The organism is Peptoniphilus sp. SGI.035, from assembly GCF_050315115.1.
Classification (GTDB): Bacteria; Bacillota; Clostridia; order Tissierellales; family Peptoniphilaceae; genus Peptoniphilus_A.
On sequence record NZ_JBNPOJ010000020.1, the window covers coordinates 1 to 23,241 of the forward strand.

The following is a 23,241-nucleotide window of genomic DNA, read 5'->3' on the forward strand; positions in this document are numbered from 1 at the left end:
TAATTTACTTTTAATCCACGAGCGTTGAGGAAATAATCTTCAACGCCTTCTTCTATAATTTTCACTCTGTTCCCAACTTGAATTTTAGGGAAGTCTTTCTTTCTAACTATTTTTCTTAAACTATCCCTACCAATTCCTAATTGTTGAGAATATTTTTCATAAAACTCTGAAAAACTTAATAAAGTCATTTGTTCCCTCCTTTAATATTTTTTCATAGTAATTCTGATTAAATAAAAATTTAAATTCCTAATATTTTTCTCATATCATTAATTCTTTTTATATTTCCACTATTACCTTTAACAAGCTCATACACATAACTAATGCTAATTCCCATTTCATCAGCTAACTTTTTGTATGTGTAGCCCTTTCTTTTCATTGCAATTCTAATTTCTTCTTCTGTAGTCAAATTTTCCATTGTCATACTTCCCACCCCCTATAACTACTCTAATTCAAACCCCTTATGCTATAATCACAATAAGGAGGTGATTTTTATGAACAAAGAAGAAATATCAAAAATCGTAAATGCTGAATTTTTAAATTATTACTCCGATGAAAAATATATTGAGAAATTTAAAGCAAATCTTAATATAGATTCAAATAACAAAAAAATTTCTATCGAAGAATTAGCTATCGGCATTTACAATACTTGCATTAATGATTTTAGAGAGCTTTTGATTAGCACGCTCAGCAAAATCATCTAAATCAATTAAATCTTCATTTTGCTCTGTATTACTCGCAATAATACGGAGCAATTCTTTTATTTCTCTAAGTTCTTTTATTATCTCTTCCATCTTCCACCTCCTATAACTACGTTCAAACCCCTTATGCTATAATCACCTCAAATTACTCCTAATCTAATAAATCATTCATACAACTTCCACCATTCAATCTTCAGCACTTCTCCAATCCTCTTGGCAATACTCACTGGAAGTTCCCTTCTCCCAATTTCATAGTGGTTATATCTACCTTCAGATATTCCAGTAATCTTTGATAAATCTCTTTGGCTTATTTTAGCCTTTAGCCTATATTCCTTTAGTCTATTCATTTGTCCTCCTTGTTCAAAAATACTACATATTGTATAATAAAGTTATTAACATACTATAAAGGAGATCCAATCAAATGTTAGAAAATCTAGAAACTTATGATATAAAGATTCTAAAATATATAAATAAACACACAAAAGTACACATAAATGAAATTATGAAAAAATATCCGGATGAAAAATACTCAACTAAATATAGGTTGGATTGCTTGAGTGAACAAAACTATTCAAGGCACTTTAACGGCAGAATACAACTACCTATCGATAACACCTCATACCTAAATAAAGAATATGTTCATCTTGAAGACAAAAAAACTAAAGTTACAAGTTCAGAATTTACAGGTTATTACTACGTAAGCGACCTAGGTAAAAATTTTCTCCAAAACTATAAAACTTCATCTCGTGAAAAACGCATGTCTGAATTTATTAGATCTTTCTTTTTTCCAATGCTCATAGCATTTCTAACAACCCTTCTTACAATATGGCTAACTTCTTTAATAAAAACACTGTAGAAATGGCTGTCCCTACTGAAACTATTAGCGGAATTAAAAAATTAAAAATTATCAAATACCACCAATCATCTCTATGATCTATTAACTGATCAACAAATAATTGTACATCCAATAATAAATCATCAAGTTTATCTCTCACATAACTTCCTCCTTCGTTTGATTTTTATTTACTCTCCCTATAATCTTTTCTTAACTTTTATTTATGCTGTAATCACCATAAGGAGGTGATTTAATGCTTACACCAAATCAAATGAAATATCTAAATATAATTTTTAATAAGTATGATAATCCTTGCGATAAAATCATCAAATTAACCGCTAAAAATCTTGATGATTTTTTCAACCTATCAACATCACTAGAAGCTTTAAACGAACAAGGATTAATAATTGGAATATCGGATAATTTCAAAAAAACCACTTATGATGTCATAAAAGATAGAACTTTTGAATTTACAATTACTGAAAAATTGTCTACTCTTTATCAGCAACAAAATCAAAGAGAAAAGTAAATTTATTTTCAACTATGTTATATCTAACAGTCTGTAGATGCCCTACCAAATCATCCTCAGTCATGTTAGATATTTCTTTTTTAAATTCTTTAACAGCTTCTTTTTTAAAATCATCATCAGAACGTTTATATGCTAATTTAATCAAATCTTCCATAACATCCTCCTAACTATTTACATAGCCATCTTCAAACTCTTCTCAGCAATCCTCATGCCTTGCATAATATAAAACATCTTCTCAAGATCCTCAGGCTTTAAATTCTTAATTTCCTTAGCAATTTTATCTTCTTCACTTTGTTCGTAGTTCTTTTTATATTTCTTTTCCATAATTCCCTCCTACTTCAGAACACCTATCACAGTTATAATCAAATTAATAACTGATACAATAATTAAAACCTTTAAAACTTTTTCTAAATTATCTTTCATATATTCCAAAAATGAGTTATAATCTTTTTAGTAAGGGGTTTTAATTTCCCCCTACTAAATTTATGATTTTGATGACTAACTCTATAAGCTTTTCAATTAAACTGATTACCGCAGTTATTAATGCAAGCTTTATAAGTTGGTCATCTTTTTTATTATCACTCATTCTTTTCCTCCTCTCTATGTTTACTTTAGATACATTATAATATCTTTTTTCTACATTGTCAATAGTTTTTGTATCTTTTTTCAACTTTTTTCTTGCTTTTTTTTAATTTCTCGCTTATACTTAATACATAAGGAGGAATAATCATGAACGAAAGAGTAAAAGAACTAAGAAAAGCCTTAGGCTTATCAGGAGAAAAATTTGGAGAAAACATCGGCTTAAATCGTGCTGCAATCTCTAAAATAGAAAATGGGGCAGTCGGTGTTAGCGAATCAAATGTTAAACTAATCTGTTTAACATATAATGTAAATGAAGACTGGTTAAGAACTGGCGAAGGCTCAATGTTTAATGAAACCCCACAAGATTACTTAAAAGAACTTCAAAGACGTCATAATCTAACAGACTTCCAACTAGAATTAGTTAAAACCTATCTGGAACTGTCAGAAGCCAACAAATCAGCCATTGATGACTTTATAGCCTCTTGTGCTAAGAATACCAAGGACAAAGAAATATAAAAGCTTTAAGTCACAAGGCTCTAACATATTAATAACTTCCTCAATATCCTCCTCACAAGGCTCTTGTTTGATAACAAGGTCTTTTTTATTATCAATTTTCATTTTTACCAGCTCCAATGAAATTTAATCCCTCAAGAAAGCCTTTAAACTTTAATTTCAAATCTCTATCTAAAGACTCAATAGACCTTTCTAACTCTTCTTTTTCTTTTTGTTCTTCTTTATCAAGAATTATTTTAATCTCTGCCATAATTCCCCCCTACTTCAAAACGCCTATAACAGTTAAAATCAAATTAATAATTGATATAACAATTAAAGCCTTTAAAACTTTTTCTAATTTATCTATGTCTTTCATATATACAAAAAATGAGTTATAATCTTCTTAGTAAAGGGATTTTAATTTCCCTTTACTAATTCAAGAAGCTTGACCAACAACTCAATTATTTGGGTTACAAGTCCTATAACTGATGTTATTAGAGCTAGTTTTATTAAGTTGTTGTTAGGCTTCTTTTTATTATCACTCATTTTATTCCCTCCTCTCTCTGTTGATTATATCTACATTATAATAGCTTTTCAAAACATTGTCAATAGTTTTTGTAGCTTTTTAAAACATTTTTATTGATTTTTTTTCAACTCTCACTTATACTTAATATATAAGGAGGAATCATCATGAATGAAAGAGTGAAAGAACTAAGACAAGCGCTAGGCTTATCAGGAGAAAAATTCGGTGAAAAAATAGGATTGTCAAGATTTGCTATTTCTAACATTGAAAATGGTAAAAATAGCGTAACTGACCAAACAATTAAACTAATCTGTTTAACATACAATGTAAACGAAGACTGGTTAAGAACTGGCGAAGGAGAAATGTTTATAGCAAATGATGGCATATCCCTTGATGAACTTATATCTAAAAATAATGTTGATCCATTGGAAATAGACATATTAAAAGCCTACTTTTCACTACCTAAAGATATAAGAAAATCAGCTCTTGATTACTTTATGAATAACCTCACTAAGTAAGTTGTTATATATTTTCTTCATTTCCAAAGAAAAATAAAATCCATTTAAAAAACCTATAAATATCAATTTTTCTTCTTCATCTGATAAATCAATAATATTTTTTATTAATTTTTCAATATCCTCCTCACAAGGCTCTTGTTTGATAACAAGGTCTTTTTTTGTTTTAATTTCCATTCCTTACCTCCTAATCTATTTAATAAATAAAATAACAATGCTATAATAGACCTACCAACAGGCTTTTTGAGAAAGGAAAAAGAGTTGAGTCTATACGAAAAAATAACAATATTTTTAATGATAGTTACCATTTTGTGTCAATTACTAAAAAACAAATGATTTAGTAATTAATTAGTCATCATTTGCAAAAAACTTTAGTATGGTTGAGTAATTTTAGATTTAGTGGATCTACCTAATATAAATAAATACTAAAAGAAATTACCGTTGGTGTACTTGAAGTTTTTGCTATTTGATGATAAAATTAATTAACAAAATGGTTAGTTACTCAACGAACTTTCCAAATTAGAGGACAATTGCCACTAACAGTTGTACGATTGAATGAGATTAATTACCTCAAATCTCAATCCTAACCTCTCCCAGCTTATAAGCCCAAGCAAAAAGAGCCGAAAGGCTCTTTTTGCATTTGTGAACCTTTTATCCTTTTCCATTCCTATCACCTTTTCTAACGCTTCGTAAAGCTCATTAGGCAATCGGAGCGTTATTTGTTTTCTTTCATCCATAACATCCTCCTTCGTTTGATTTTTTAACGAAACGAGAATTTTTGAGGCAAAAAAATATCATTTACTTCAACTTCAAATATACTTGAAATTTTTTCAGCAATATCTTTTGGAACATATCTTTGATTAGTTTCATAATAATGCAAAGAAGCATTCGAAATTCCAAGCATTGATGCTAATTGGTGTTGAGATAATCCCTTTTTCTCTCTTAATTCAACTATAGTTTTCATGTTTCACCTCTTTCTCAATTTGTTAAATCAATTATAACTTAACGATTTGTTAAAGTCAATAGTTATTTTAACTTTTTGTTAATTTAGTTGAATAACTTTAATATTATGTTAAAATTAAATAAAAGGATTAACATTTTGTTAAATTATTGATTAAGAGGGAATTTATGGGAAACTTTCAAACACGACTAAGAGAATTGAGAATGAAAAATAATTTGTCTCAACTGGAATTAAGTAAAATATTAAATATTAGCAATGTAACTTTGTCACAATATGAAAATGGTGTTAGAAAACCAGATATTAATACTATTTCTGAGTTTGCTGATTATTTTAATGTAACTACGGATTACTTATTAGGTCGCTCATCAAATCCTAATCAATCTATAAAGACTAATTCCAAAGCTGAAGAACTAGAAGAAGACTTTCCAGAAGGTATTTCTGTACTATATAGAGCCAATAAAAACCTCACACCAGAACAAAAAGAAGTTATGCTTAGAATGATTAAAGCGTCTTTTTTTGAAGAGAAAGATAAAGATAAAGATAAATAAAGTTGGTATTATATGGATTTTAAAGACATTAATAATAAAAGTGAATTTATTTCTGACTTAGAAGATTAAAGAAAAATTTGAAAAGATTTATTTTTAATTTGACAATTTTTAACACAATGTTATAATATTGGTACACGATGATTAATTCATCACGAAAATAATGATATGCTGTTTCTAGAACAGCACTAAGACAAAAAGCTCTGTACCAATTTTGTGCAGAGCTTTTTTGCATACTAATATAAAATATAAGAATAAGAACCAATTTTTTATTACATATAAATATACGGGATCTATATTCCCTATATATTTTTTTAACTATTAAAGAACAAAGATTTGATATTATGAACTTACTTAATTACAATTTACACTACGCCGTGAGTATGGCTCACTACATACATAAAAAAATTTCATATGAAGAAAGGCTACTACCTATAAATGTTGAAGATATTATAAATTATAGACCTGATATAAAAGTTGTTAAAGAAGACTTATTAGGCTTAGATGGATATAGTATTTACAATGGCATTACCAGCAAATATGTAATAGCAATTGATGATATTAATTTTGACTTGGCTCGTCAAAGATTTACACTCGCCCACGAACTAGGCCATATATTTTTACTGCATCATACAAAATATAAATATCTAAGTAGCTTTATAAAAGAAAAATCAGCAGATGCCTTCGCAGGAGAACTATTAATGCCTAGAAAAATGATGTATAAAACGGCAAAGTTCCCACCAAATTATGTCTTAAATGTTTATGGAGTTAGTTATAGAGCTTATAATATGCGAAAAATATTTTTAGACGAAATAGAGAATTTTAATCAGAAAATAGAAAATGAAAAATCAATGTCATTACAAGATGTAATACAGTATACAAAGCATTCATTAATCTTAAATAAGTTCAATTTTGAAAATAGATGAATACTGAATAATTTATTATAATATGGAAATAGATATGCTGATTTTGCAGCCTTGCAATAAAAACTATGAACCTATAATTGTTTCCAAACAAGACCACAAAAATATTCTAATACTTGGTCAAATGGTGGGAGTTTATTCAAAGAGATGTAAATAGAGGAGTTAAAAGAATGAAAAATGAAGAATTATTATCAAAGAAACGTTCAATAGAACTCTGGGACAGCAACTTAATAAATGAAATTGAAGTAGGTACTACAAAGGGATTACAAGAAATTCACAAATATTTATTTCAAGATATATTTGATTTTGCTGGTCAAATAAGAAATGTAAACCTTTCAAAAGGCAATTTCAGATTTGCACCAGTTTTATTTTTAAATGAAAACCTAAAAATAATCGAACAAATGCCCGAAAATACCTTTGATGAAATAATAGAAAAATATGTAGAAATGAATGTTGCACATCCTTTTAGAGAGGGCAACGGAAGAGCAACAAGAATATGGCTTGATTTGATTTTTAAGAAAAATTTAAAAGTCTGTATTGACTGGGCAAAAGTTGATAAATATGAATATCTCAATGCAATGGAAAGATCTCCAGTAAATACTCTTGAGATAAAACATTTATTAAAGTCAGCTATAACGAAAGATATAAATAGCAGACAAGTTTTTATGCGCGGAATACAAAACTCTTATTATTACGAAGGCTTATACAATTACAATATAGAAAATTTAGATAAATAAAAAATGAAAGATGTAATAAATACATTCAAATTTTATGTAACAAAAAAAGAAGCCTGCATAATGCAAGCTCCCTAAAAGATATGTGCTATCTTTTTATGTCGCAATTTAATTATAGCATATAATCTTTAATTTACAATAATTGGAGGTTATAAAAAATGTACAATGTCAAAGTAGGTAAAATTTATAAAGACAAAAGAGGTTATTTTAGATGTGATGTTGTTTTATATAATGGTGAAACTATTAGAAAAAGCTTCAGCTCTAAGAAAAAATATGACTTGATAGAAAAAAGAGATGAATGGATTGAAAAATATAAAGATTTATACTTGAATCCATTCAACTCAAACAGCTTAGGGCAATTATATCATGATTGGGTCTACGCTGTCAAAAAAGGCAAAACTACTGATAACACTTTGTTTGAATATGTAACAACCTTAAATAAAAGAATTAAAGGATATAGCATTGAAACAATTGATATCTCAGAAATTACTCCTTTTATAGCTGAAAAATATGTTAAAGAACTTTTAAATAACAATACAGATAGCACTGTCAAAAAAGTTATTTCTCATATTAATTCTTTTTATAAGTATTGTTTAAATAATAATTTAGTAAAAAATAATCCCTTTGCTAATATTATTATCACAGCTGATAAGGAAAAGAGAGATGCCTATACATTACAAGAGCAAAAAGTTATTTTAAATAATTTAGATTTTACTAATTCTGTTGATTTAATTATTTATACAAGCATGATAGCAGGATTGAGAAAAGGCGAAACAATAGCTTTAACAATCAATGATTTAAAAGATAACTTTTTAAACATAAACAAGCAATATAAAAGGGTAACTTCAATTGAAGAAGACAACATTTCAACAGAATATAAAATTGATGTTTTAAAAACCAAGGCTTCATATAGGAGTATTCCCCTACCCGCTCAATCAATAAAAATTCTTAAAGGAAATATTGCAAGAGTTAATGAATTAAGGCTGAAAAGTGGTTTTAAGTTCAACCCTAATGATTTAATGTTTCCTAGTGAAACAGGCGGATATATAGAAGCTAAACGACCTACAAGAAGATTAAAAAAGATATGTGAAGATAATGGAATTGAATATAAAACATTCCACGCATTAAGGCATACCTATATAACAAGGCTTGCCGAGAATAACATTCCACCTAAAATAGCACAAGTCTTAGCAGGGCATAGTGATTACTCTACAACAATGAATATTTACACTCACATATCGGATCAACAAAAACAAAAAGCAATTGATATTATCACAAATAACAATGTTTTTTCATTATAAAATATAGTTTATTTTTGGTGTAAAAGTTGGTGTAAAATTGGTGTAAAAATTTTAGAAAAACATAGAAAAAGGCAGTAAAATATAAAAAAATAGAGTAATTTTAAAAAAAGTATATAAAAAAATACCTGTGCAAAACAGCTATTTTAACCCATTTTAGAAAATAACTGTAAAACACAGGTAAATACAAATTCTTTGGTGCTAAAGGTGGGACTTGAACCCACACGATCTTGCGACCGCCAGATTTTGAGTCTGGTGCGTCTGCCAATTCCGCCACTCTAGCAAAAAAAGAAGTGTCTAAGACACTTCAATATATTGTGGGGTGGATAGTGGGAATCGAACCCACGATCTTCAGGACCACAATCTGACGCCTTAACCAGCTAGGCCATACCCACCACGAACAATATATATATTAACAAATTATATATCTATTGTCAATTATTTTTTACAATATTAAAAGTTTATCTCGAAGATTCTTTAATGCTCTTGCTCGATGACTAATTTTATTTTTCTCTTCATGACTCATTTCTGCAAATGTTTTGTCAAATCCTTCTGGTATAAAGATGCTGTCGTAACCAAATCCATTGTCGCCTTTTTCTTCAAGTGAAATTTTACCACTGCAAATTCCTTCAATGGGAATAATATTTTTATCTTCATCGATTAAAATTATTTGTGTTTTAAAATATGCACTTCTGTCGTCTTTGTCTTTGAGATTATCTAATAACTTCTCTCTATTTTTTTTGTCATCATGCTCTGATGCATATCTTGCAGAATGAACTCCAGGTTCTCCATTAAGTGATTTTACAAATAAACCCGTGTCATCTGCTAAAACTGCGTAATTAACTCTATCTGCTATTGCACTTGCTTTTTTTAGTGCATTGTCATACAAAGTGTCGCCGTCTTCTATTACTTCAAAATCCAACCCTTCTATATCGGATTTCCCATAAATTTTTACGTCCAAATCTTGTAAAATTTCCCTTATTTCTCTCAACTTATTAATATTATCAGTGGATAAAACTAATTCTCTCATATATACTTCTCCACAATTTCAAAATATTTAAAAATATCTTCAATTCCTCTTTTAGCGCCCTTTAAAAATTCATTTAGTTCTTCAACTGAAAAAGTATCACCTTCGCCAGTACCTTGAATTTCTATTAGTTCAAATTCATCGTTCATGACAACATTTAGGTCAACATCAGCATTTGAATCTTCCCTAAAATCTAAGTCCACTAAATTTATTCCGCCAACTTTTCCTACACTAATTGCAGCAATTTTAGAAACTATTGGATTTTCTTTGAATTTTCCGCTTTCTAATGCTTTTTTTACTGCAATTTTAAGTGCAATGTAAGATCCTGTTATAGATGCGGTTCTTGTTCCTCCGTCAGCTGAAATGACATCGCAGTCGATCCATATCGTTCTTTCTCCAATTTTATCTAAATCTATGCATGACCTAAGTGACCTTCCAATTAATCTTGAAATTTCACTGCTTCTTCCATCAAGTTTTCCCTTTGAGATATCTCTTACTTTTCTTGTTGGCGTTGAACCAGGAAGCATTGAATATTCGCTTGAAAGCCATCCTTTATTCTTTCCTCTCAAAAATGCAGGGACTTTATTTTCAATCATCGCTGTACAAATAACTTTTGTTTCTCCCCATTCAATTAATACAGAACCATCTGGATGTTCCAAATAATTTGGCGTTATTCTAATTGGTCTTATTTCGTCGTTTTGTCTATCTTCTCTCATAATTCCCTTTCTTATTTAATAACATAGCTATTCATGTAGTCTTCTATTCCATTATAGAGTCCTCTAGCTAATTTATCAATGTAATCAGGGTCTTTTATTGTTTCTAAATCACTTTCATTTGATAAAAATCCTAACTCAGCTAGTGCAGAAACATTTTTTGTTTTATTTAATACAATTATAGCTGGTCTATTTTTAATTCCTCGATCAACGGCGCCAGTTTCCTTTATAAGCGCTTTTTGTAAACAATTTGCAAAATGTTTTTGAACAGTATCCTTTATTGAAATATTATTTTCTGAGGCATACAAAACTTCAATCCCCTTTGCACTTGAATTATCGGAACTGTTGAAGTGAATTGAAAGGAACAAATCAGCATTTTTATCATTAGATACAGATGCTCTATCTAAAAGTTTGACATACTCATCTCTTGTCCTTGTTATTGTTGCGTTTATCTCTGGATTTGAATTTAATTTTTCCATTAAACTTTCAGCAACCAACAAATTTAAGTCCTTTTCATAAGTATATCCATCGAGTGCAATTGCACCTGAATCTTTACCTCCATGTCCAGGGTCAATAATAATATTTAACTTGCCATTTATTTCAATTTTGTCTTTAATTACTTTATTCTTTTTATCTTTTAAATCAAGATCTGCTTCTTCAAATATTTTGTCTTCATTTCCATTATTTATTTGGCTTTTTATATTATTAGTTTCCCTTTTTTCTACATTTGATTGAAAATAGTTGCTATCGAAAATCGATACTGACTTAACATTAGATTTTTTATTGTCAGTGGAGTTTTTATTATTTTTACTACTTGTTTTTATTTCAGAATTTTTCTTTTTAGTTTCCTCTGTAATTGATTTTGATGACACCGTGCTAATTTCCGCTCTCACTTTTTCATTGTTCCAATTTACTTCGTAACCAAAGGTTTCTGAAATAAATCTAAGAGGTACCATTGTCTTAGTTTCTCTTCGCGGACTTTTATATAGTGCAAGTTGTGGAGCTTGTGCTTCATCTAGTGATATTTCCTTTCCATTAATTGTTACATTTGGATTATCAATTTGCATATTAATTACATCGCCATTTAAAGTAATTATTATACTTTTGTCCTTTGAATTCCACTTTACATTAGCACCAAGTTTTTCTGTGATTTCACGAATAGGCACAAAAGTCCTTCCATCTTTTATGTATGGAGAAAATTCAGTTTTTAGCGTTTCTTTATTGACTAAAACGCCTGCTTCTTTAACTTTAAAAGCACTATTACCAATACTCACAGAAAAAATATTTGCTGCAAATACTGGCATAATAAGCATTGCTATAAATAATATTGATATTTTGATAATTTTTTTCATATATTTCACCTAGTTAAAGTTTATATTTCATTAACTAATTTGTCAATATTGTAACCAAATTGTAATATTTAGTCAATGATTTTATAAAGCTCATCAGAGCCTGGTTCTGATAAAGTTAGTGTTTTGTCATTAAACACTACTACTGTCTTATTTTCTTTAACTACTTCGCCAATTTTTGTAACTTTTATTCCCTCATTTTCTGTTTCTTTTTTAAACTCATTAAATTTATCTTTGTCAAAAATCATTAGCATACTCCCACTCGAAATAAGTCTCATAGGATCAATTTCATAAAATTTTGAAACTTTTTTCGTTACATCAAGCACTGGAATGTCATCATAATAAGTAGCTAGACCATAATCTATTGCTACACCTGTTTCCCAAAGTGCTCCATACAATCCGCCCTCAGTAATGTCGTGCATATGCTTTACTCCATATTTTGATGCAATTCTTGATTCTTTTAAAACTGAAATTTCGTCAGATAATGATAGGGCAAGTTTTAATTCTTCTTCATTTAAAACTTCTCTTACATTAGACTTATCATGAGCAATAATACTTGTGCCCTCTATGCCAATATATTTTGAAACTGCAATCACATCTCCTGGTTTAATGCTTTTTATATCTGGTCTAATATCTTTATTAACCCTTCCCAAAACTGTAGTTGAGATTAAAATTTTATTTACTGCATCCGTTATTTCTGTGTGGCCGCCGACTATATCTACATTTAATTTAGTTGCCGTCCTATTTGCATCATCAATAATTTTTTTCAAGTCATCTATTGTTGCACTTGGCGGAATTAAAACTGTCATTAAAACTCCTACTGGGTCTGCACATTGACAACTTACATCGTTTACAGATACATTTATCGCCAAAGAGCCAATATTTTTTGATGCACCTGTTATGGGATCTGTGGATGCGACAATTAAATCTCCACCAAAATCTAAAACTGCGTTGTCTAAGCCAGTTCCGCTTTTTACAATTACTTCTTCTCTATTTGAACTCAAGTTATTGAAAATATATTTTTCCAACAACTCTGCTTTTAATTTTCCTATTTCCAAATTAACACCCCTATTGGATTTTACAATTATTTAATTTGCATTTCAAATTTATAAAATCCATTCTCCATATAAATATTCTTGCTGAGAATATTTATGTTTTTAAAAACCTTATTAAAATATTCCTCGTTCTTTACTATTCCCCTAACTGTAATCTTGCCACCGTCAAAGGAATAGTTTGTTATTATTAAATTTTTATCCTCAAGTTTTTGAATTTCAGAAATCTTATCTATAAAAATTTTATTTCTCTCCTGAAATTTATCACTAGACATATCAGTTTCTACAACTTCTTCTTTTTTTACATCTGGTGTATTTGCTATTTTAATCTCATTTTCTTTTTTAAGATTTAAAAAATATACTAAATTAAAAATTATTATTAAAGCCATAGAAAATGCTAGAATTAAATTTATAAAATTTTTCTTTTTGACACTATTCTTTTCTCTTTCATCTTTTTTTATAGAAATTTTATTGTGTATATCTTCGTCTAAGAGATTATATTCTAGGTTACTAAATTTTTTAAAAATTTCTTTAATAATTTCTGAATCACAAATATTTCCAAATAATTTTATCTTTTCACCCTTTGCAAAATTTTCTATTTTACTAATATAATTTGTAAAATAATTTTTGTATTTAAACAAAAAATCCTCATCAATCTTTGATTCTTCAGGGTCATAGCGAAGATTTATTATATTAGAGGCATTTTGTTCTTCTAACTTATTTTCTTCAATTAATTTTTCAAAATTTGTATCGTAAATTTTTTCATAAAAATTCACTAAATTATTTTTTACAGAAATTAATTTTATATATGTTGGAGAAAGTTCAACATATTTTCCATCTTTATTTATAGACTGCGGTTCTGGAATTATTTCATAGTTTGAAATCTCTAATTTTTCAAAAATTTCTTTTATTTTTGAAATTAAATTTACTGGAACTAAATCAATTGACAAATTTAAGATATCATCTTCTTTTATAAAATCGTAAAAAATTTCATATTTTAATAGATCAAAGTCTCCATAATCTTCAAGTTCTAATTTAAGAAAATCCCTTATCTCCCTTTCATCAATTTCCGGGATTTTATAATTAATGTGAATAAAAGAAGAAGAGTCAAATATTAAAATTAGTTTATCCTTCCTGTTAAAATTAATTTTCTCCATAATTTTACTAAATTTGTAGTAAAAATGATGATAATCTAATATTTCACCATCTCTATAAATTCTGTAAGGCAGGGCAATCTTTAACTCTTCTTTTATATCTTTATTAATTTTTATAAATCCATCCTTTATTATAAATTTAATAATCTTTTTTTGATACATAATTCACCTGCACAATATGAAAATAATAATAGATATGCTAATAAAAGGTCCAAAGGCAATGGAATCTTTAAAACTTTTTTTCTTTAATAAAATTAAAATTAAAGAAAATGCTGCTGCTATTAAAAAGGAATCCTTAAATAAATTAAAGGCTTCTAATAAATTATTCGCAAAAAATCCCATTATAAAGGAATAATAAACATCTCCAAGTCCCATCATCTCAGTGAATTTATACAGCATAAAAAAGAATAGACCTATTCCAAGCGAAAATTTTAGAGAATTAAAAATATTTTCTTCTGCAAAAAATTTTAAAAGCAAAGTAAAAACTAAAATTATAAAAAGGTCTATATTATAAATATATCCTGTTTTAAAGTCTATTATTCCAATAAAAGTCGCCACTGTAATTATAACAATAAATAAAATAGTATACAGTGATATTCCATATTTTAAAAATATTAAAACAGAAAGAATCGAAATTAAAATTTCTGTAAAAAATTTGTCTATACCAATTTTTTCTCCGCAACTTTTGCATTTTCCCTTAAGATAAATATAAGAAAAAACAGGAATGATTTCATATAATGCTAATTTTCTATTACAATGGTCGCAGTGGCTCCTTGCAAATATAAAATCTTCATTTTTTTCTCTTCTATTGACAAATAAATGATAAAAAGATGCAATGGAACCTCCAAGCATAAAAACCAAAAAAATCAGTAAAATTTTATGAAAATTATTTTCCATTATCTTCTACTAAGGAATTATTTGATACTTTTACAATGCCTGGTTTAACAACTACATCTCCATCTTCTGTTGCAGTAACTGTAAATGCAGTCCCCTTGCCTAAATGTTTTGCGGGCTTAGGAATTTTTCCACTTTCAATATATGGTTTTAAGTTTTCAATATTAATGTTTTTTTCATCAGGATGATCGATTAAATATAAAATTCCTGCACTCTTTAAAACTTTTACATTAGCATTGTGTGCTGCCGCTTCTGCTGCAAGGTTTGTCGTGCTATACTTCATAGCTGCGATTGAAATTAATATTGCAATAATTGCTATTACAATTACGAGTTCAATTAGTGTAAAACCCTTCTTTTTATTTTGTATCTTCATATAAGCCTCCTAAAATTGATTTACCATATCGAAAACTGGTAATGCAATTGATAACACTATGAATCCAATTATCAATGCCATAATTATTATTAAAATTGGACCGAGAATCCCTAAAAATTTCTTATTGTAGTTATTTAATTCTTCATCATAAAATCCAGACGTCACTCTAAAAACTTCTTTTAAGTTTGAAGATTCTTCTCCAACATGAATCATTGAAATTAGAATTTTTGGAAATACATTTATTTTAGCAGCGCTATTATAAAAAGACTCTCCAGATTTTATATTTTTTAAAATTTCTAAAAATTTACTTTTTAGTACGACATTGTTTTCCATATTTAAATGAATTTCAAGACTTCTATCAATTGTAAGTCCTGCCCCAAGAAGTAGATCCATGTTAAATGTAAATTTTAAACTCTTTGTCATTCTATAATATTTTGATTTCAAGAACAGTTTGTGAAAGGTTCTCGGATTTTTTCTGTGATATATTAATGTAAAAACTATTAAAGATAAAAAAATTAAAATTATGTAAATATAATTTTTATACATAAAATTTGAAATATTTAATAAAATTCTTGTTGGAAGTGGCAATAAATTATCATTTGAACTAAAAATTTCACTAAAGTTTGGTATTACATTAATAATCAAAAAATTTATTACAAAAATTGAAGTAATCAAAAGGATAATTGGATAAGCCAAAGCTTCAATGATTTTTGAGTTTGTCTCTCTCTTTTTTATGTAATAATTTGACAAACTGTTAAAAATTTTGCCAAGACTTGATGTGTTTTCTCCAACATATATCATGTTAATGACAAGATTTGGAAAAGCGTGAGTTTTTTCCATAGATTCAGATAGAGAAACTCCGCTTCTGAGATTATCCCTTATATTACTTAATATTTTACTCTTATCTTCAGAAAATTCACAGATTAAAATTTCAAAGGCATTTTCAATATTAATTCCTGAATTTATTAATAGAGCAAGTTGTCTAAATAAAATGTAAAGATCTTCATTTTTAAGCTTTCTTTTAAAATCAAAGGAATTGCTTGATTCAATGTTTTCTTCAATTTTTATTGGTCGAAGTCCTTCTCTTTTTAATTTTACCTTTGCATCTTTAATACTTACTGCATCGATGCTTCCCTTGATTTTTTCACTACCTCTAAAGGCCTTATACTTATAAATCATAATTCCCCAACAGTATTTATGTGTTTAAAATACTCCTCAAAAGTTGTTTCACCTTTTTTTATTAAACTTAAAATCTCACTTGACAAGGTGTTCATACCCTTTTCTATTGCTAAATTTTTAATGTTTTTTATACTTTCACGTCTACTTATCATTTCGCGAATTTCACTATCTATAATCATAATTTCAAAGACCGCTATTCTTCCACTATAACCGCCATTGCACTTTTCACAACCCCTTGCTCTATATATAAATTCATTGTCAATAAGTGGACTTGTGTTTTTTATTTTTTCTCTACAATGAGGACATAATTTTCTTATAAGTCTTTGTGAAATTACACCAATTAAACCAGCAGAAATCAAATAGGGCTCAATTCCCATGTCAATAAGCCTTCCTATTGATGCTGGAGAATTTTCAGTGTGAAGAGTAGACAAAACTAAGTGCCCCGTAATTGAGGATGAAATTGCAATATGAGCTGTATCTTCATTTCTAATTTCACCAATCATTATTTTATCAGGGTCCATTCTCAGTATAGCTTTTAATCCCTTTTCAAAGGAAAGCCCAGTGTTTTGATTTACTTCGATTTGGTTTATCCCATCAATTTTATATTCAATAGGGTCTTCAATTGTCATAATATTTATGTCTTCATCTTGTATTTTTCGCAAAAGCGTATAAAGCGTCGACGTCTTGCCCGAAGATGTTGGTCCGCAAATTAAAATTAATCCCGAAGGCTGACTAATTAAGTTTATTACTTTTTTATAATTTTCACCCACAAGGCCTATTCCTTCTGGTGTGTAAGAAATTCTTTGAATGTCTAAAATTCTTAAAACTATTTTTTCACCAGTTCCCGTAGGTGTCGTGGCAACTCTAATGTCTATCTTTTCACCATTAAAGTTAAAACTAAATCTACCATCTTGAGGAAGTCTTTTTTCTGAAATATCTAATTCTGAAAGAATTTTTATTCTAGTTACAAGATGGGGATAAATCTTTTTTGGAAGCTCAATTAATGTATTTAATGCACCGTCAATTCTTATTCTAACGATAATATTTTCAAATCTTGGCTCAATATGAATATCACTGGCATTTCTTTCTACACTTTCCCTTAAAATATAGTTTAAAAGTCTAACCGCAGGAGAATCTTCCTTTTCATCGATATTACTTGTTGACAAATCCTCATAACTTGAATTAATATCTTCTATTAGAAAATCTTTTTTCTCATCTCTATATATTTTATCTAATTCACTTAAAATTTTATCCTTAGAACTTTCCTCTAAAATTACTTTCCTATGCAATTTTTCTTGAAGATTGTATTTTAAAATTTCGTCAATATGTAAAGAGTAGAAGACAACTATGTCCCCTTCTTCTCTTGCTGGAGCAACGAAATTCTTTCGGCAATAATTTTCGCCAAATATACTTTTAATATCAAAAGAAAAATTACTCACTTTCATCTCTCCTATAATCGCAAGTATTATTGCTACACTTAATTATCTTTTTACCTTTGGATTTCATCTCTGTTAAAATACTATTGCATTTTGGACATCTTTCGTTTATAGGTTTATTCCAAGATACAAATTCGCACTTAGGATATTGGTCGCATCCATAAAAAATTCTTCCCTTTTTACTTCTTTTAACCACAATTTCTCCCTTGCCACATTCTGGACATTTAACGCCAATTTTTTCTACAAGTGACTTAGTATTTCTACACTCTGGAAAACCTGGACAAGCCAAAAACTTTCCATATCTTCCCATTTTTATAACCATGTTTAGTCCACATTTTTCGCAGATTTCATCAGAGACTTCATCTTCTATTTCGACTTTTTCTATATTTTCATAAGCTTTGTCTAAATCCTTTTTTAAACCATCATAAAAGGATCTAACTAACTCTTTCCATTGTTTTTTACCTGCAGCAATTTCGTCTAATTCAAATTCCATTTCTGCAGTGAATTTTTTATCTACTAAATTTTTAAAATTTTCAACTAGAATTTCATTTACTGTTTGTCCCAATTCTGTTGGTACAAATTTTTTCTCTTCAAGAACTACATAGTATCTACTTTGAAGAGTTGAAATAGTAGGTGAATAAGTTGAAGGCCTCCCTATTCCCAAGGCTTCAAGTTCTTTTATTAGCGATGCTTCATTGTATCTTGGAGGCGGATTTGTAAAATGTTGTTCCTTGTTTATCTCTTTTAATTTTAAAATTTGTCCTTCTTCAAGCAGTGGAATTTCTGTATTTTTTTCATTTGAATAGTTATAGACTCTTAAAAAACCATCAAAAGATAAAATTGAACCTGCAACTTTAAATAATTGAGCTTTTGAAAGAATATCTACGGAAACTGTGTCATAAACAGCATCTGCCATTAGCGATGCTACAAACCTACTCCAAATTAATGAATATAATTTAAACTCATCCTTTGATAGAGAGTCCTTAATAGAATATGGTGTTTTTGTAACATCCGTAGGTCTAATACACTCGTGAGCATCTTGAATATTTTCATTTTTCTTTTTACTCGGTGCGTGCTTTTTCCCTAAATATTCTTTTCCATAATTATTTTCTATAAAGTTGAGGCAGGCATTTTGTGCTTCAGCAGAAATTCTCGTAGAATCCGTTCTCATATAAGTTATAAGACCTACTGAACCTTCTTTTGGAAGTTTTATTCCTTCGTAAAGTCTTTGAGCTACCATCATAGTTTTTTTTGTTGAAAAATTTATTCTCCTTGAGCTGTCTTGTTGCATAGTTGAAGTTGTGAAAGGATTTGGAGACTTCCTTGCTCTCTTTCCCTTTTTTACAGAATCAACAATAAAATTTTCCTTATCAATATTTTTAAGTACATTATTTGCATCATCTTCTGATTTTAATTCAACTTTTTTAGCTTTTCCACTTTCTTTTATTCCATAATAATCAGCTAAAAGTTTTTTTCTTCCAACTCTTAAATCTGCTTGAATAGTCCAGTACTCTTCAGGAATAAAATTATTTATCTCCTCTTCTCTGTCGCATATTAATTTTAAAACTGCAGATTGGACTCTTCCAGCAGAAAGACCAGCCTTTACTTTTTTCCACAATAATGGAGAAATTTGATAACCTGCAAGCCTATCTAATTCACGCCTCGCTTGTTGAGCATCCACAAGATTCATGTCAATTGCCCTTGGATTTTTAATTTCTCTTTTTACAGTGTCCTTAGTTATTTCATTAAAGGTAACTCTATTCTTGTCATCTGGATCCATTTTCAAAATATATGAAAGGTGCCAAGAAATTGCTTCTCCCTCTCTATCGGGGTCGGTTGCAAGAATTATTTTGTCAGCCTTTTTAGCCTCAGATTTAATTTCCTTAATAAGAGGTCCCTTGCCATATATGTTCATATACTGTGGTTCAAAATTATTTTCTATATCAATACCAAGCTTTGATTTTGGTAAATCTCTAACGTGACCAACTGATGCAATTACTTTATAATTTGTTCCAAGCATTTTTTTTATTGTCTTTGCCTTAGTTGGTGACTCGACAATTACTAGATTTTTTGCCAAAATACCATCTCCCTCTTCCTAAAATCTATTTTAAAATTTGAAATTCATTCATAGAAATTTTTTCTATAATGCCTCTAAGTTCCAATTTTGTCAATATCTTGTTTATATAAAATACCTCATTATCTAAATTATTGCAAATGTCGTTAGTGTTATTTATTCCCCTTTGAATTAAATTATACACAGCTAATTCTTCTACATCCATTTCAACATTTTCTTCGTTGACCTTATTTTTATTTAGATCTGGATAATAATCTAAAATATCCTTTACTTCAACTAAAGGAATTGCACCATCGCGAATTAACTTATTTGTTCCAACAGAATAAATTGAAGTAATATTACCTGGAACTGCAAAAACTTCTTTTCCCTGTTCTGCAGCAAGTCTTGCAGTTATTAAACTTCCACTTTTATCCTTTGCCTCTACCACTACAACAGCTTTTGAAAGACCTGAAATAATTCTATTTCTCATTGGAAAGGTAAATTTATTCGCACCTGTCCCCAAAGCAAATTCGCTAATTATTGCACCTTTTTTTGAAATTTCTTCATATAATGCCTTGTTTGACTTTGGATAAATTACATCAATTCCCGTACCCAAAACTGCGATTGTATTTAAATTATTTTGCAATGCTCTTTTATGTGAGAGAGAATCGATTCCATAAGCCATCCCACTTACAATTGTAAAATCAAAACTGCTTATGGCATCAATTATTTTATTTACAGCCATATTGCCATAAGAAGAATGACTTCTTGCACCAACAAAGGCAATTGGATTATATATTTTTAAATTCCCCTTTACATATAAAACTGAAGGTGGATCTATTATGTATCTAAGAGATTCTGGAAATTCATCATCTAAAATTGTAATAATTTTAACTCCAATTGAGGTGATTTTCTCCTTGACTTTATCAATAATTAATTCAAACTCTGGGGCTTTTTCCATTAATCTGTCGAAACTTCTCTTTGAAAGAACTTTTTCTTCAAAAAAATCAATTTTATCAAAATCTTCAATTGGAATATTATTGTCCATTAAATAATTCAAAATCTTTAAAGAATTTTCGCTAGAAAAATTTATTCCATTTAAAAAAATTAGTAAATCTCTTTTCTCCATTTAATTACCCCAAAACTTTTTGTCCATAGTTCTATACTGTATACTTTCCAAAACATGATCCTCTTTAATATTTTCGCAACCATCCATGTCTGAAATAGTCCTTGAAATTTTTAAAATTTTATTGTAAGTCCTTGCACTCATACCATATTTTTTAAAAGCAAGCTCCAAAATTTTTTCCGAATTACTATCTAGCGCACAGTATTTTTTTAATTTATCCTCAGGAATTTCTGAATTGTATTTGAAAGACTCGTCTTTAAATCTATCTCTTTGAATTTCTCTAACATGCTTTACTCTTTCCCTTATGACTTCAGAACTTTCGCCTGATCTTTCAGAAGATATCTCCTTATATTTAACTTCAGGAACTTCTAAATGAATATCAATTCTATCAAGTAGAGGATGAGAAATTTTTGAAAGATACCTCTGTATTTCATAAGGCGAGCAATTACACTCATGAGTCTTTGAATTGTGATAACCACATGGGCAAGGATTTAGTGCCACAATTAGTTGAAAATCTGCAGGATATCTAACGCTGGCATTTGCGCGAGATATTATTATATCCTTTGATTCCATTGGTTGACGCAACACTTCTAAAACTGATTTTGAAAACTCTGGCAACTCATCTAAAAATAATACTCCCTTATTTGCAAGAGAAATTTCTCCTGGTTTTGGAATTTTTCCTCCACCAATTAATGATACTGCTGATGCTGTGTGATGAGGAGCTCTAAAAGGTGGCTTTGTTATAAGTGCATTGTCATCTAAAAGTCCTGAAATTGAATAAATTTTTGTTACTTCTATTGCTTCTTCAAAATCAAGCTCTGGCAAAATAGTTGGAAATCTCTTTGCCGCCATTGTCTTTCCAGAACCAGGTGAACCTAAAATTAAAATATTTGATTTTGCACAGGCAGAAATTTCAAGTGCTCTCTTTAAATTTTCCTGTCCCTTTATGTCAGAAAAATCTACTTCATAAGAAACTTTTTCCCTAGTAAAACTGCCAACACATCTTTCAATTTTAATTTCTCCTCTTAAAAAGGAAACTACTTCTTCTAAAGTTTTTACTGGATAAATTTCAACATCGCTAACTATTACACATTCTTTTCTATTTTCATAAGGCACTATAAATTTCTTGTAGCCCTTTTCACGCATTGAAATTATCATGGGAAGTGCTCCCTGAATTTTATTTATTTTGCCATCAAGCGCAAGTTCACCCATATATATGTAAGGACTGTAGTCGAGCTCTAAATTCTCATCACAACTTAAAAGACTCACCGCAATTGCAAGGTCAAGTTGTGTGCCATCTTTTCTCAAATTAGCAGGAGCTAAATTTATTGTAATTCTCTTTTTTGGAAAATCGTAGCCAGAATTTTTAATTGCCGATTTTACTCTCTCTGTGGATTCTTTTACTGCAGTGTCAGCAAGTCCTACTAGTATAATTTTGGGCATTCCATTTGAAAGATCAACTTCAACATCAACTGGATATCCATTGAGCCCAGTCAAAGTGCAAGTTTTTGTGCAAGAATACATATTTCCTCCTATTTTTAATCTATTAATTAATTATATTCTACCATGTTTTATGAAAATACTTTCATAATATTTCCATTTTTATTAATTATTTCCCTTTTATTAATGGTTAAAGATGAGGTGTTTTAAATTGACTTCTAATTATTTATTTATTACAATTTAGATGGAGGTATTTTATTGAGATAAAATGAAAAAGTACTATCATAATTTTAAAATAATATTATTTGCCTTCTTATTGGCGCTATTTCTCAGATTCTTTGTATTTAATGTAGTAATAGTAAATCAAACATCTATGTATCCAACTCTTCATCCAAAAGATGTAATATTATCTAGTTCTTTTTATAAATTTAAAAAAGAATACAAAAGAGGTGATATTATAGTTTTTAAATCTAAGGATGAAAATAAGCTACTCATCAAAAGAATTATTGGGCTTCCAAAGGATAAAATAGAAATAATAGATGGCTCTGTTTATATAAATGGAAATCGCTTAAATGAATATTATTTAGAAGATAATTCATATACATACTCAGATAAAGAAATTTTTTCACTTAATGAAGACGAATTATTTGTCCTCGGGGATAATAGAACTTTAAATGGATCCTATGATTCGAGAAATTTTGGACCTATAAAAACAAATACTGTGGCTTCTAAGCCATTTTTTAGAATTTTCCCACTTAATTCTAAAAAATTTATAAATGAAAATTAATTTGATGTAATCAAAAATTTTTT

General features: G+C 28.8%; 34 protein-coding genes and 2 tRNA genes. 10 read left to right on the plus strand and 26 right to left on the minus strand.

Translation table 11 applies throughout. From position 1 onward, the window contains the following. From ACQRC6_RS08185 to ACQRC6_RS08200, 4 genes are all read right to left on the minus strand, one after another. The coding region (locus ACQRC6_RS08185) for a hypothetical protein (RefSeq protein ID WP_427848507.1) at positions 1-188 on the minus strand (188 nt) is incomplete at its 3' end. Positions 189-238: 50 nt separating this feature from the next. Next, a complete protein-coding gene (locus tag ACQRC6_RS08190) occupies positions 239-421 on the minus strand; it encodes a helix-turn-helix domain-containing protein (protein ID WP_427848508.1) in 183 nt (60 codons plus the stop codon). 202 nt (positions 422-623) lie between these two features. Next, a complete protein-coding gene (locus ACQRC6_RS08195) occupies positions 624-791 on the minus strand; it encodes a hypothetical protein (protein WP_427848509.1) in 168 nt (55 codons plus the stop codon). Between the two features lie 71 nt (positions 792-862). Then, complete coding sequence (locus ACQRC6_RS08200; RefSeq protein WP_427848510.1) at positions 863-1,045, minus strand: helix-turn-helix transcriptional regulator; 183 nt, start codon at positions 1,043-1,045, stop codon at positions 863-865. Positions 1,046-1,119: 74 nt separating this feature from the next. Here ACQRC6_RS08200 and ACQRC6_RS08205 point away from each other — a divergent pair, with 74 nt between their 5' ends. Continuing rightward, positions 1,120-1,554, plus strand: coding sequence for a hypothetical protein (locus ACQRC6_RS08205; protein ID WP_427848511.1), 435 nt, complete (start codon positions 1,120-1,122; stop codon positions 1,552-1,554). Between the two features lie 232 nt (positions 1,555-1,786). Continuing rightward, on the plus strand, positions 1,787-2,062 hold the full coding sequence (locus ACQRC6_RS08210; protein ID WP_427848512.1) for a hypothetical protein: 276 nt from the start codon (positions 1,787-1,789) through the stop codon (positions 2,060-2,062). Here ACQRC6_RS08210 and ACQRC6_RS08215 read toward each other — a convergent pair. From ACQRC6_RS08215 to ACQRC6_RS08225, 3 genes are all read right to left on the minus strand, one after another. After that, a complete protein-coding gene (locus ACQRC6_RS08215) occupies positions 2,025-2,216 on the minus strand; it encodes a hypothetical protein (protein WP_427848513.1) in 192 nt (63 codons plus the stop codon). The genes ACQRC6_RS08210 and ACQRC6_RS08215 overlap by 38 nt on opposite strands. A gap of 17 nt (positions 2,217-2,233) precedes the next feature. Further along, positions 2,234-2,386: a hypothetical protein gene (locus ACQRC6_RS08220; RefSeq protein WP_427848514.1), complete on the minus strand. Its 153-nt coding sequence runs from the start codon at positions 2,384-2,386 to the stop codon at positions 2,234-2,236. Positions 2,387-2,525: 139 nt separating this feature from the next. After that, complete coding sequence (locus ACQRC6_RS08225) at positions 2,526-2,732, minus strand: hypothetical protein (RefSeq protein ID WP_427848515.1); 207 nt, start codon at positions 2,730-2,732, stop codon at positions 2,526-2,528. A 59-nt stretch (positions 2,733-2,791) separates the two neighbouring features. Between ACQRC6_RS08225 and ACQRC6_RS08230 the strand changes: the two genes are divergently transcribed. After that, positions 2,792-3,160, plus strand: a complete 369-nt coding sequence (locus ACQRC6_RS08230) for a helix-turn-helix domain-containing protein (RefSeq protein ID WP_427848516.1) — start codon at positions 2,792-2,794, stop codon at positions 3,158-3,160. A gap of 91 nt (positions 3,161-3,251) precedes the next feature. On the opposite strand, the gene ACQRC6_RS08235 is transcribed toward ACQRC6_RS08230, so the two are convergent. Next, positions 3,252-3,407 (minus strand): hypothetical protein, encoded by a 156-nt coding sequence (locus tag ACQRC6_RS08235; RefSeq protein WP_427848517.1) that lies wholly within the window; start codon positions 3,405-3,407, stop codon positions 3,252-3,254. A gap of 146 nt (positions 3,408-3,553) precedes the next feature. Next, complete coding sequence (locus ACQRC6_RS08240; RefSeq protein WP_427848518.1) at positions 3,554-3,682, minus strand: hypothetical protein; 129 nt, start codon at positions 3,680-3,682, stop codon at positions 3,554-3,556. A gap of 144 nt (positions 3,683-3,826) precedes the next feature. Between ACQRC6_RS08240 and ACQRC6_RS08245 the strand changes: the two genes are divergently transcribed. After that, positions 3,827-4,177 (plus strand): helix-turn-helix domain-containing protein, encoded by a 351-nt coding sequence (locus ACQRC6_RS08245; protein WP_427848519.1) that lies wholly within the window; start codon positions 3,827-3,829, stop codon positions 4,175-4,177. On the opposite strand, the gene ACQRC6_RS08250 is transcribed toward ACQRC6_RS08245, so the two are convergent. The 3 genes from ACQRC6_RS08250 to ACQRC6_RS08260 all read right to left on the minus strand — a co-directional run bounded on the left by ACQRC6_RS08250 (position 4,139) and on the right by ACQRC6_RS08260 (position 5,138). Then, positions 4,139-4,351 carry a hypothetical protein gene (locus tag ACQRC6_RS08250; RefSeq protein WP_427848520.1) on the minus strand — a complete coding sequence of 71 codons (213 nt, stop codon included), beginning with the start codon at positions 4,349-4,351 and terminating at the stop codon, positions 4,139-4,141. The genes ACQRC6_RS08245 and ACQRC6_RS08250 overlap by 39 nt on opposite strands. A gap of 359 nt (positions 4,352-4,710) precedes the next feature. Next, entirely contained in the window at positions 4,711-4,911 is a 201-nt protein-coding gene (locus tag ACQRC6_RS08255; protein WP_427848521.1) for a hypothetical protein, read from the minus strand. A gap of 23 nt (positions 4,912-4,934) precedes the next feature. Continuing rightward, complete coding sequence (locus ACQRC6_RS08260) at positions 4,935-5,138, minus strand: helix-turn-helix transcriptional regulator (RefSeq protein WP_427848522.1); 204 nt, start codon at positions 5,136-5,138, stop codon at positions 4,935-4,937. A 164-nt stretch (positions 5,139-5,302) separates the two neighbouring features. Here ACQRC6_RS08260 and ACQRC6_RS08265 point away from each other — a divergent pair, with 164 nt between their 5' ends. The 5 genes from ACQRC6_RS08265 (at position 5,303) to ACQRC6_RS08285 (ending at position 8,638) form a co-directional block, all read left to right on the plus strand. Beyond that, positions 5,303-5,683: a helix-turn-helix domain-containing protein gene (locus ACQRC6_RS08265; protein WP_427848523.1), complete on the plus strand. Its 381-nt coding sequence runs from the start codon at positions 5,303-5,305 to the stop codon at positions 5,681-5,683. 341 nt (positions 5,684-6,024) lie between these two features. Then, positions 6,025-6,606, plus strand: a complete 582-nt coding sequence (locus tag ACQRC6_RS08270; protein WP_427848524.1) for an ImmA/IrrE family metallo-endopeptidase — start codon at positions 6,025-6,027, stop codon at positions 6,604-6,606. Between the two features lie 22 nt (positions 6,607-6,628). After that, positions 6,629-6,760 carry a hypothetical protein gene (locus ACQRC6_RS08275; protein WP_427848525.1) on the plus strand — a complete coding sequence of 44 codons (132 nt, stop codon included), beginning with the start codon at positions 6,629-6,631 and terminating at the stop codon, positions 6,758-6,760. A gap of 13 nt (positions 6,761-6,773) precedes the next feature. Further along, on the plus strand, positions 6,774-7,340 hold the full coding sequence (gene fic / locus ACQRC6_RS08280) for a protein adenylyltransferase Fic (RefSeq protein ID WP_427848526.1): 567 nt from the start codon (positions 6,774-6,776) through the stop codon (positions 7,338-7,340). Positions 7,341-7,495: 155 nt separating this feature from the next. Beyond that, a complete protein-coding gene (locus ACQRC6_RS08285) occupies positions 7,496-8,638 on the plus strand; it encodes a tyrosine-type recombinase/integrase (RefSeq protein WP_427848527.1) in 1,143 nt (380 codons plus the stop codon). 193 nt (positions 8,639-8,831) lie between these two features. On the opposite strand, the gene ACQRC6_RS08290 is transcribed toward ACQRC6_RS08285, so the two are convergent. From ACQRC6_RS08290 to ACQRC6_RS08355, 14 genes are all read right to left on the minus strand, one after another. Then, positions 8,832-8,918 (minus strand) — tRNA-Leu (locus tag ACQRC6_RS08290). A gap of 35 nt (positions 8,919-8,953) precedes the next feature. Continuing rightward, positions 8,954-9,030 (minus strand) — tRNA-His (locus tag ACQRC6_RS08295). 50 nt (positions 9,031-9,080) lie between these two features. Continuing rightward, positions 9,081-9,665 carry an RdgB/HAM1 family non-canonical purine NTP pyrophosphatase gene (rdgB, locus tag ACQRC6_RS08300; protein ID WP_293558499.1) on the minus strand — a complete coding sequence of 195 codons (585 nt, stop codon included), beginning with the start codon at positions 9,663-9,665 and terminating at the stop codon, positions 9,081-9,083. Next, positions 9,662-10,378 carry a ribonuclease PH gene (rph, locus tag ACQRC6_RS08305; RefSeq protein ID WP_427848528.1) on the minus strand — a complete coding sequence of 239 codons (717 nt, stop codon included), beginning with the start codon at positions 10,376-10,378 and terminating at the stop codon, positions 9,662-9,664. Before rph ends, rdgB begins: the two co-directional genes overlap by 4 nt. A gap of 11 nt (positions 10,379-10,389) precedes the next feature. Then, the gene (locus tag ACQRC6_RS08310; RefSeq protein ID WP_427848529.1) at positions 10,390-11,727 is read right to left on the minus strand and encodes an N-acetylmuramoyl-L-alanine amidase; all 1,338 of its coding nucleotides are present in this window, start codon (positions 11,725-11,727) and stop codon (positions 10,390-10,392) included. A gap of 68 nt (positions 11,728-11,795) precedes the next feature. Continuing rightward, positions 11,796-12,782 (minus strand): AIR synthase family protein, encoded by a 987-nt coding sequence (locus ACQRC6_RS08315; RefSeq protein ID WP_427848530.1) that lies wholly within the window; start codon positions 12,780-12,782, stop codon positions 11,796-11,798. Between the two features lie 26 nt (positions 12,783-12,808). Next, a complete protein-coding gene (locus tag ACQRC6_RS08320; RefSeq protein WP_427848531.1) occupies positions 12,809-14,092 on the minus strand; it encodes a hypothetical protein in 1,284 nt (427 codons plus the stop codon). 3 nt (positions 14,093-14,095) lie between these two features. Continuing rightward, positions 14,096-14,827: a prepilin peptidase gene (locus ACQRC6_RS08325; RefSeq protein WP_427848532.1), complete on the minus strand. Its 732-nt coding sequence runs from the start codon at positions 14,825-14,827 to the stop codon at positions 14,096-14,098. After that, positions 14,817-15,197 carry a prepilin-type N-terminal cleavage/methylation domain-containing protein gene (locus ACQRC6_RS08330; RefSeq protein WP_427848533.1) on the minus strand — a complete coding sequence of 127 codons (381 nt, stop codon included), beginning with the start codon at positions 15,195-15,197 and terminating at the stop codon, positions 14,817-14,819. The genes ACQRC6_RS08325 and ACQRC6_RS08330 overlap by 11 nt, the downstream gene beginning before the upstream one ends. A gap of 9 nt (positions 15,198-15,206) precedes the next feature. Continuing rightward, on the minus strand, positions 15,207-16,376 hold the full coding sequence (locus ACQRC6_RS08335; protein WP_427848534.1) for a type II secretion system F family protein: 1,170 nt from the start codon (positions 16,374-16,376) through the stop codon (positions 15,207-15,209). Then, positions 16,373-17,815, minus strand: a complete 1,443-nt coding sequence (locus ACQRC6_RS08340; protein WP_427848535.1) for a GspE/PulE family protein — start codon at positions 17,813-17,815, stop codon at positions 16,373-16,375. Before ACQRC6_RS08340 ends, ACQRC6_RS08335 begins: the two co-directional genes overlap by 4 nt. Next, entirely contained in the window at positions 17,808-19,889 is a 2,082-nt protein-coding gene (gene topA / locus ACQRC6_RS08345) for a type I DNA topoisomerase (protein ID WP_427848536.1), read from the minus strand. The genes ACQRC6_RS08340 and topA overlap by 8 nt, the downstream gene beginning before the upstream one ends. Before the next feature lie 25 nt (positions 19,890-19,914). Continuing rightward, entirely contained in the window at positions 19,915-20,994 is a 1,080-nt protein-coding gene (gene dprA, locus ACQRC6_RS08350; RefSeq protein ID WP_427848537.1) for a DNA-processing protein DprA, read from the minus strand. After that, the gene (locus tag ACQRC6_RS08355) at positions 20,995-22,515 is read right to left on the minus strand and encodes a YifB family Mg chelatase-like AAA ATPase (protein ID WP_427848538.1); all 1,521 of its coding nucleotides are present in this window, start codon (positions 22,513-22,515) and stop codon (positions 20,995-20,997) included. 184 nt (positions 22,516-22,699) lie between these two features. Between ACQRC6_RS08355 and lepB the strand changes: the two genes are divergently transcribed. Further along, positions 22,700-23,218 carry a signal peptidase I gene (gene lepB / locus ACQRC6_RS08360; RefSeq protein WP_427848539.1) on the plus strand — a complete coding sequence of 173 codons (519 nt, stop codon included), beginning with the start codon at positions 22,700-22,702 and terminating at the stop codon, positions 23,216-23,218. Positions 23,219-23,241: the final 23 nt, after the last annotated feature.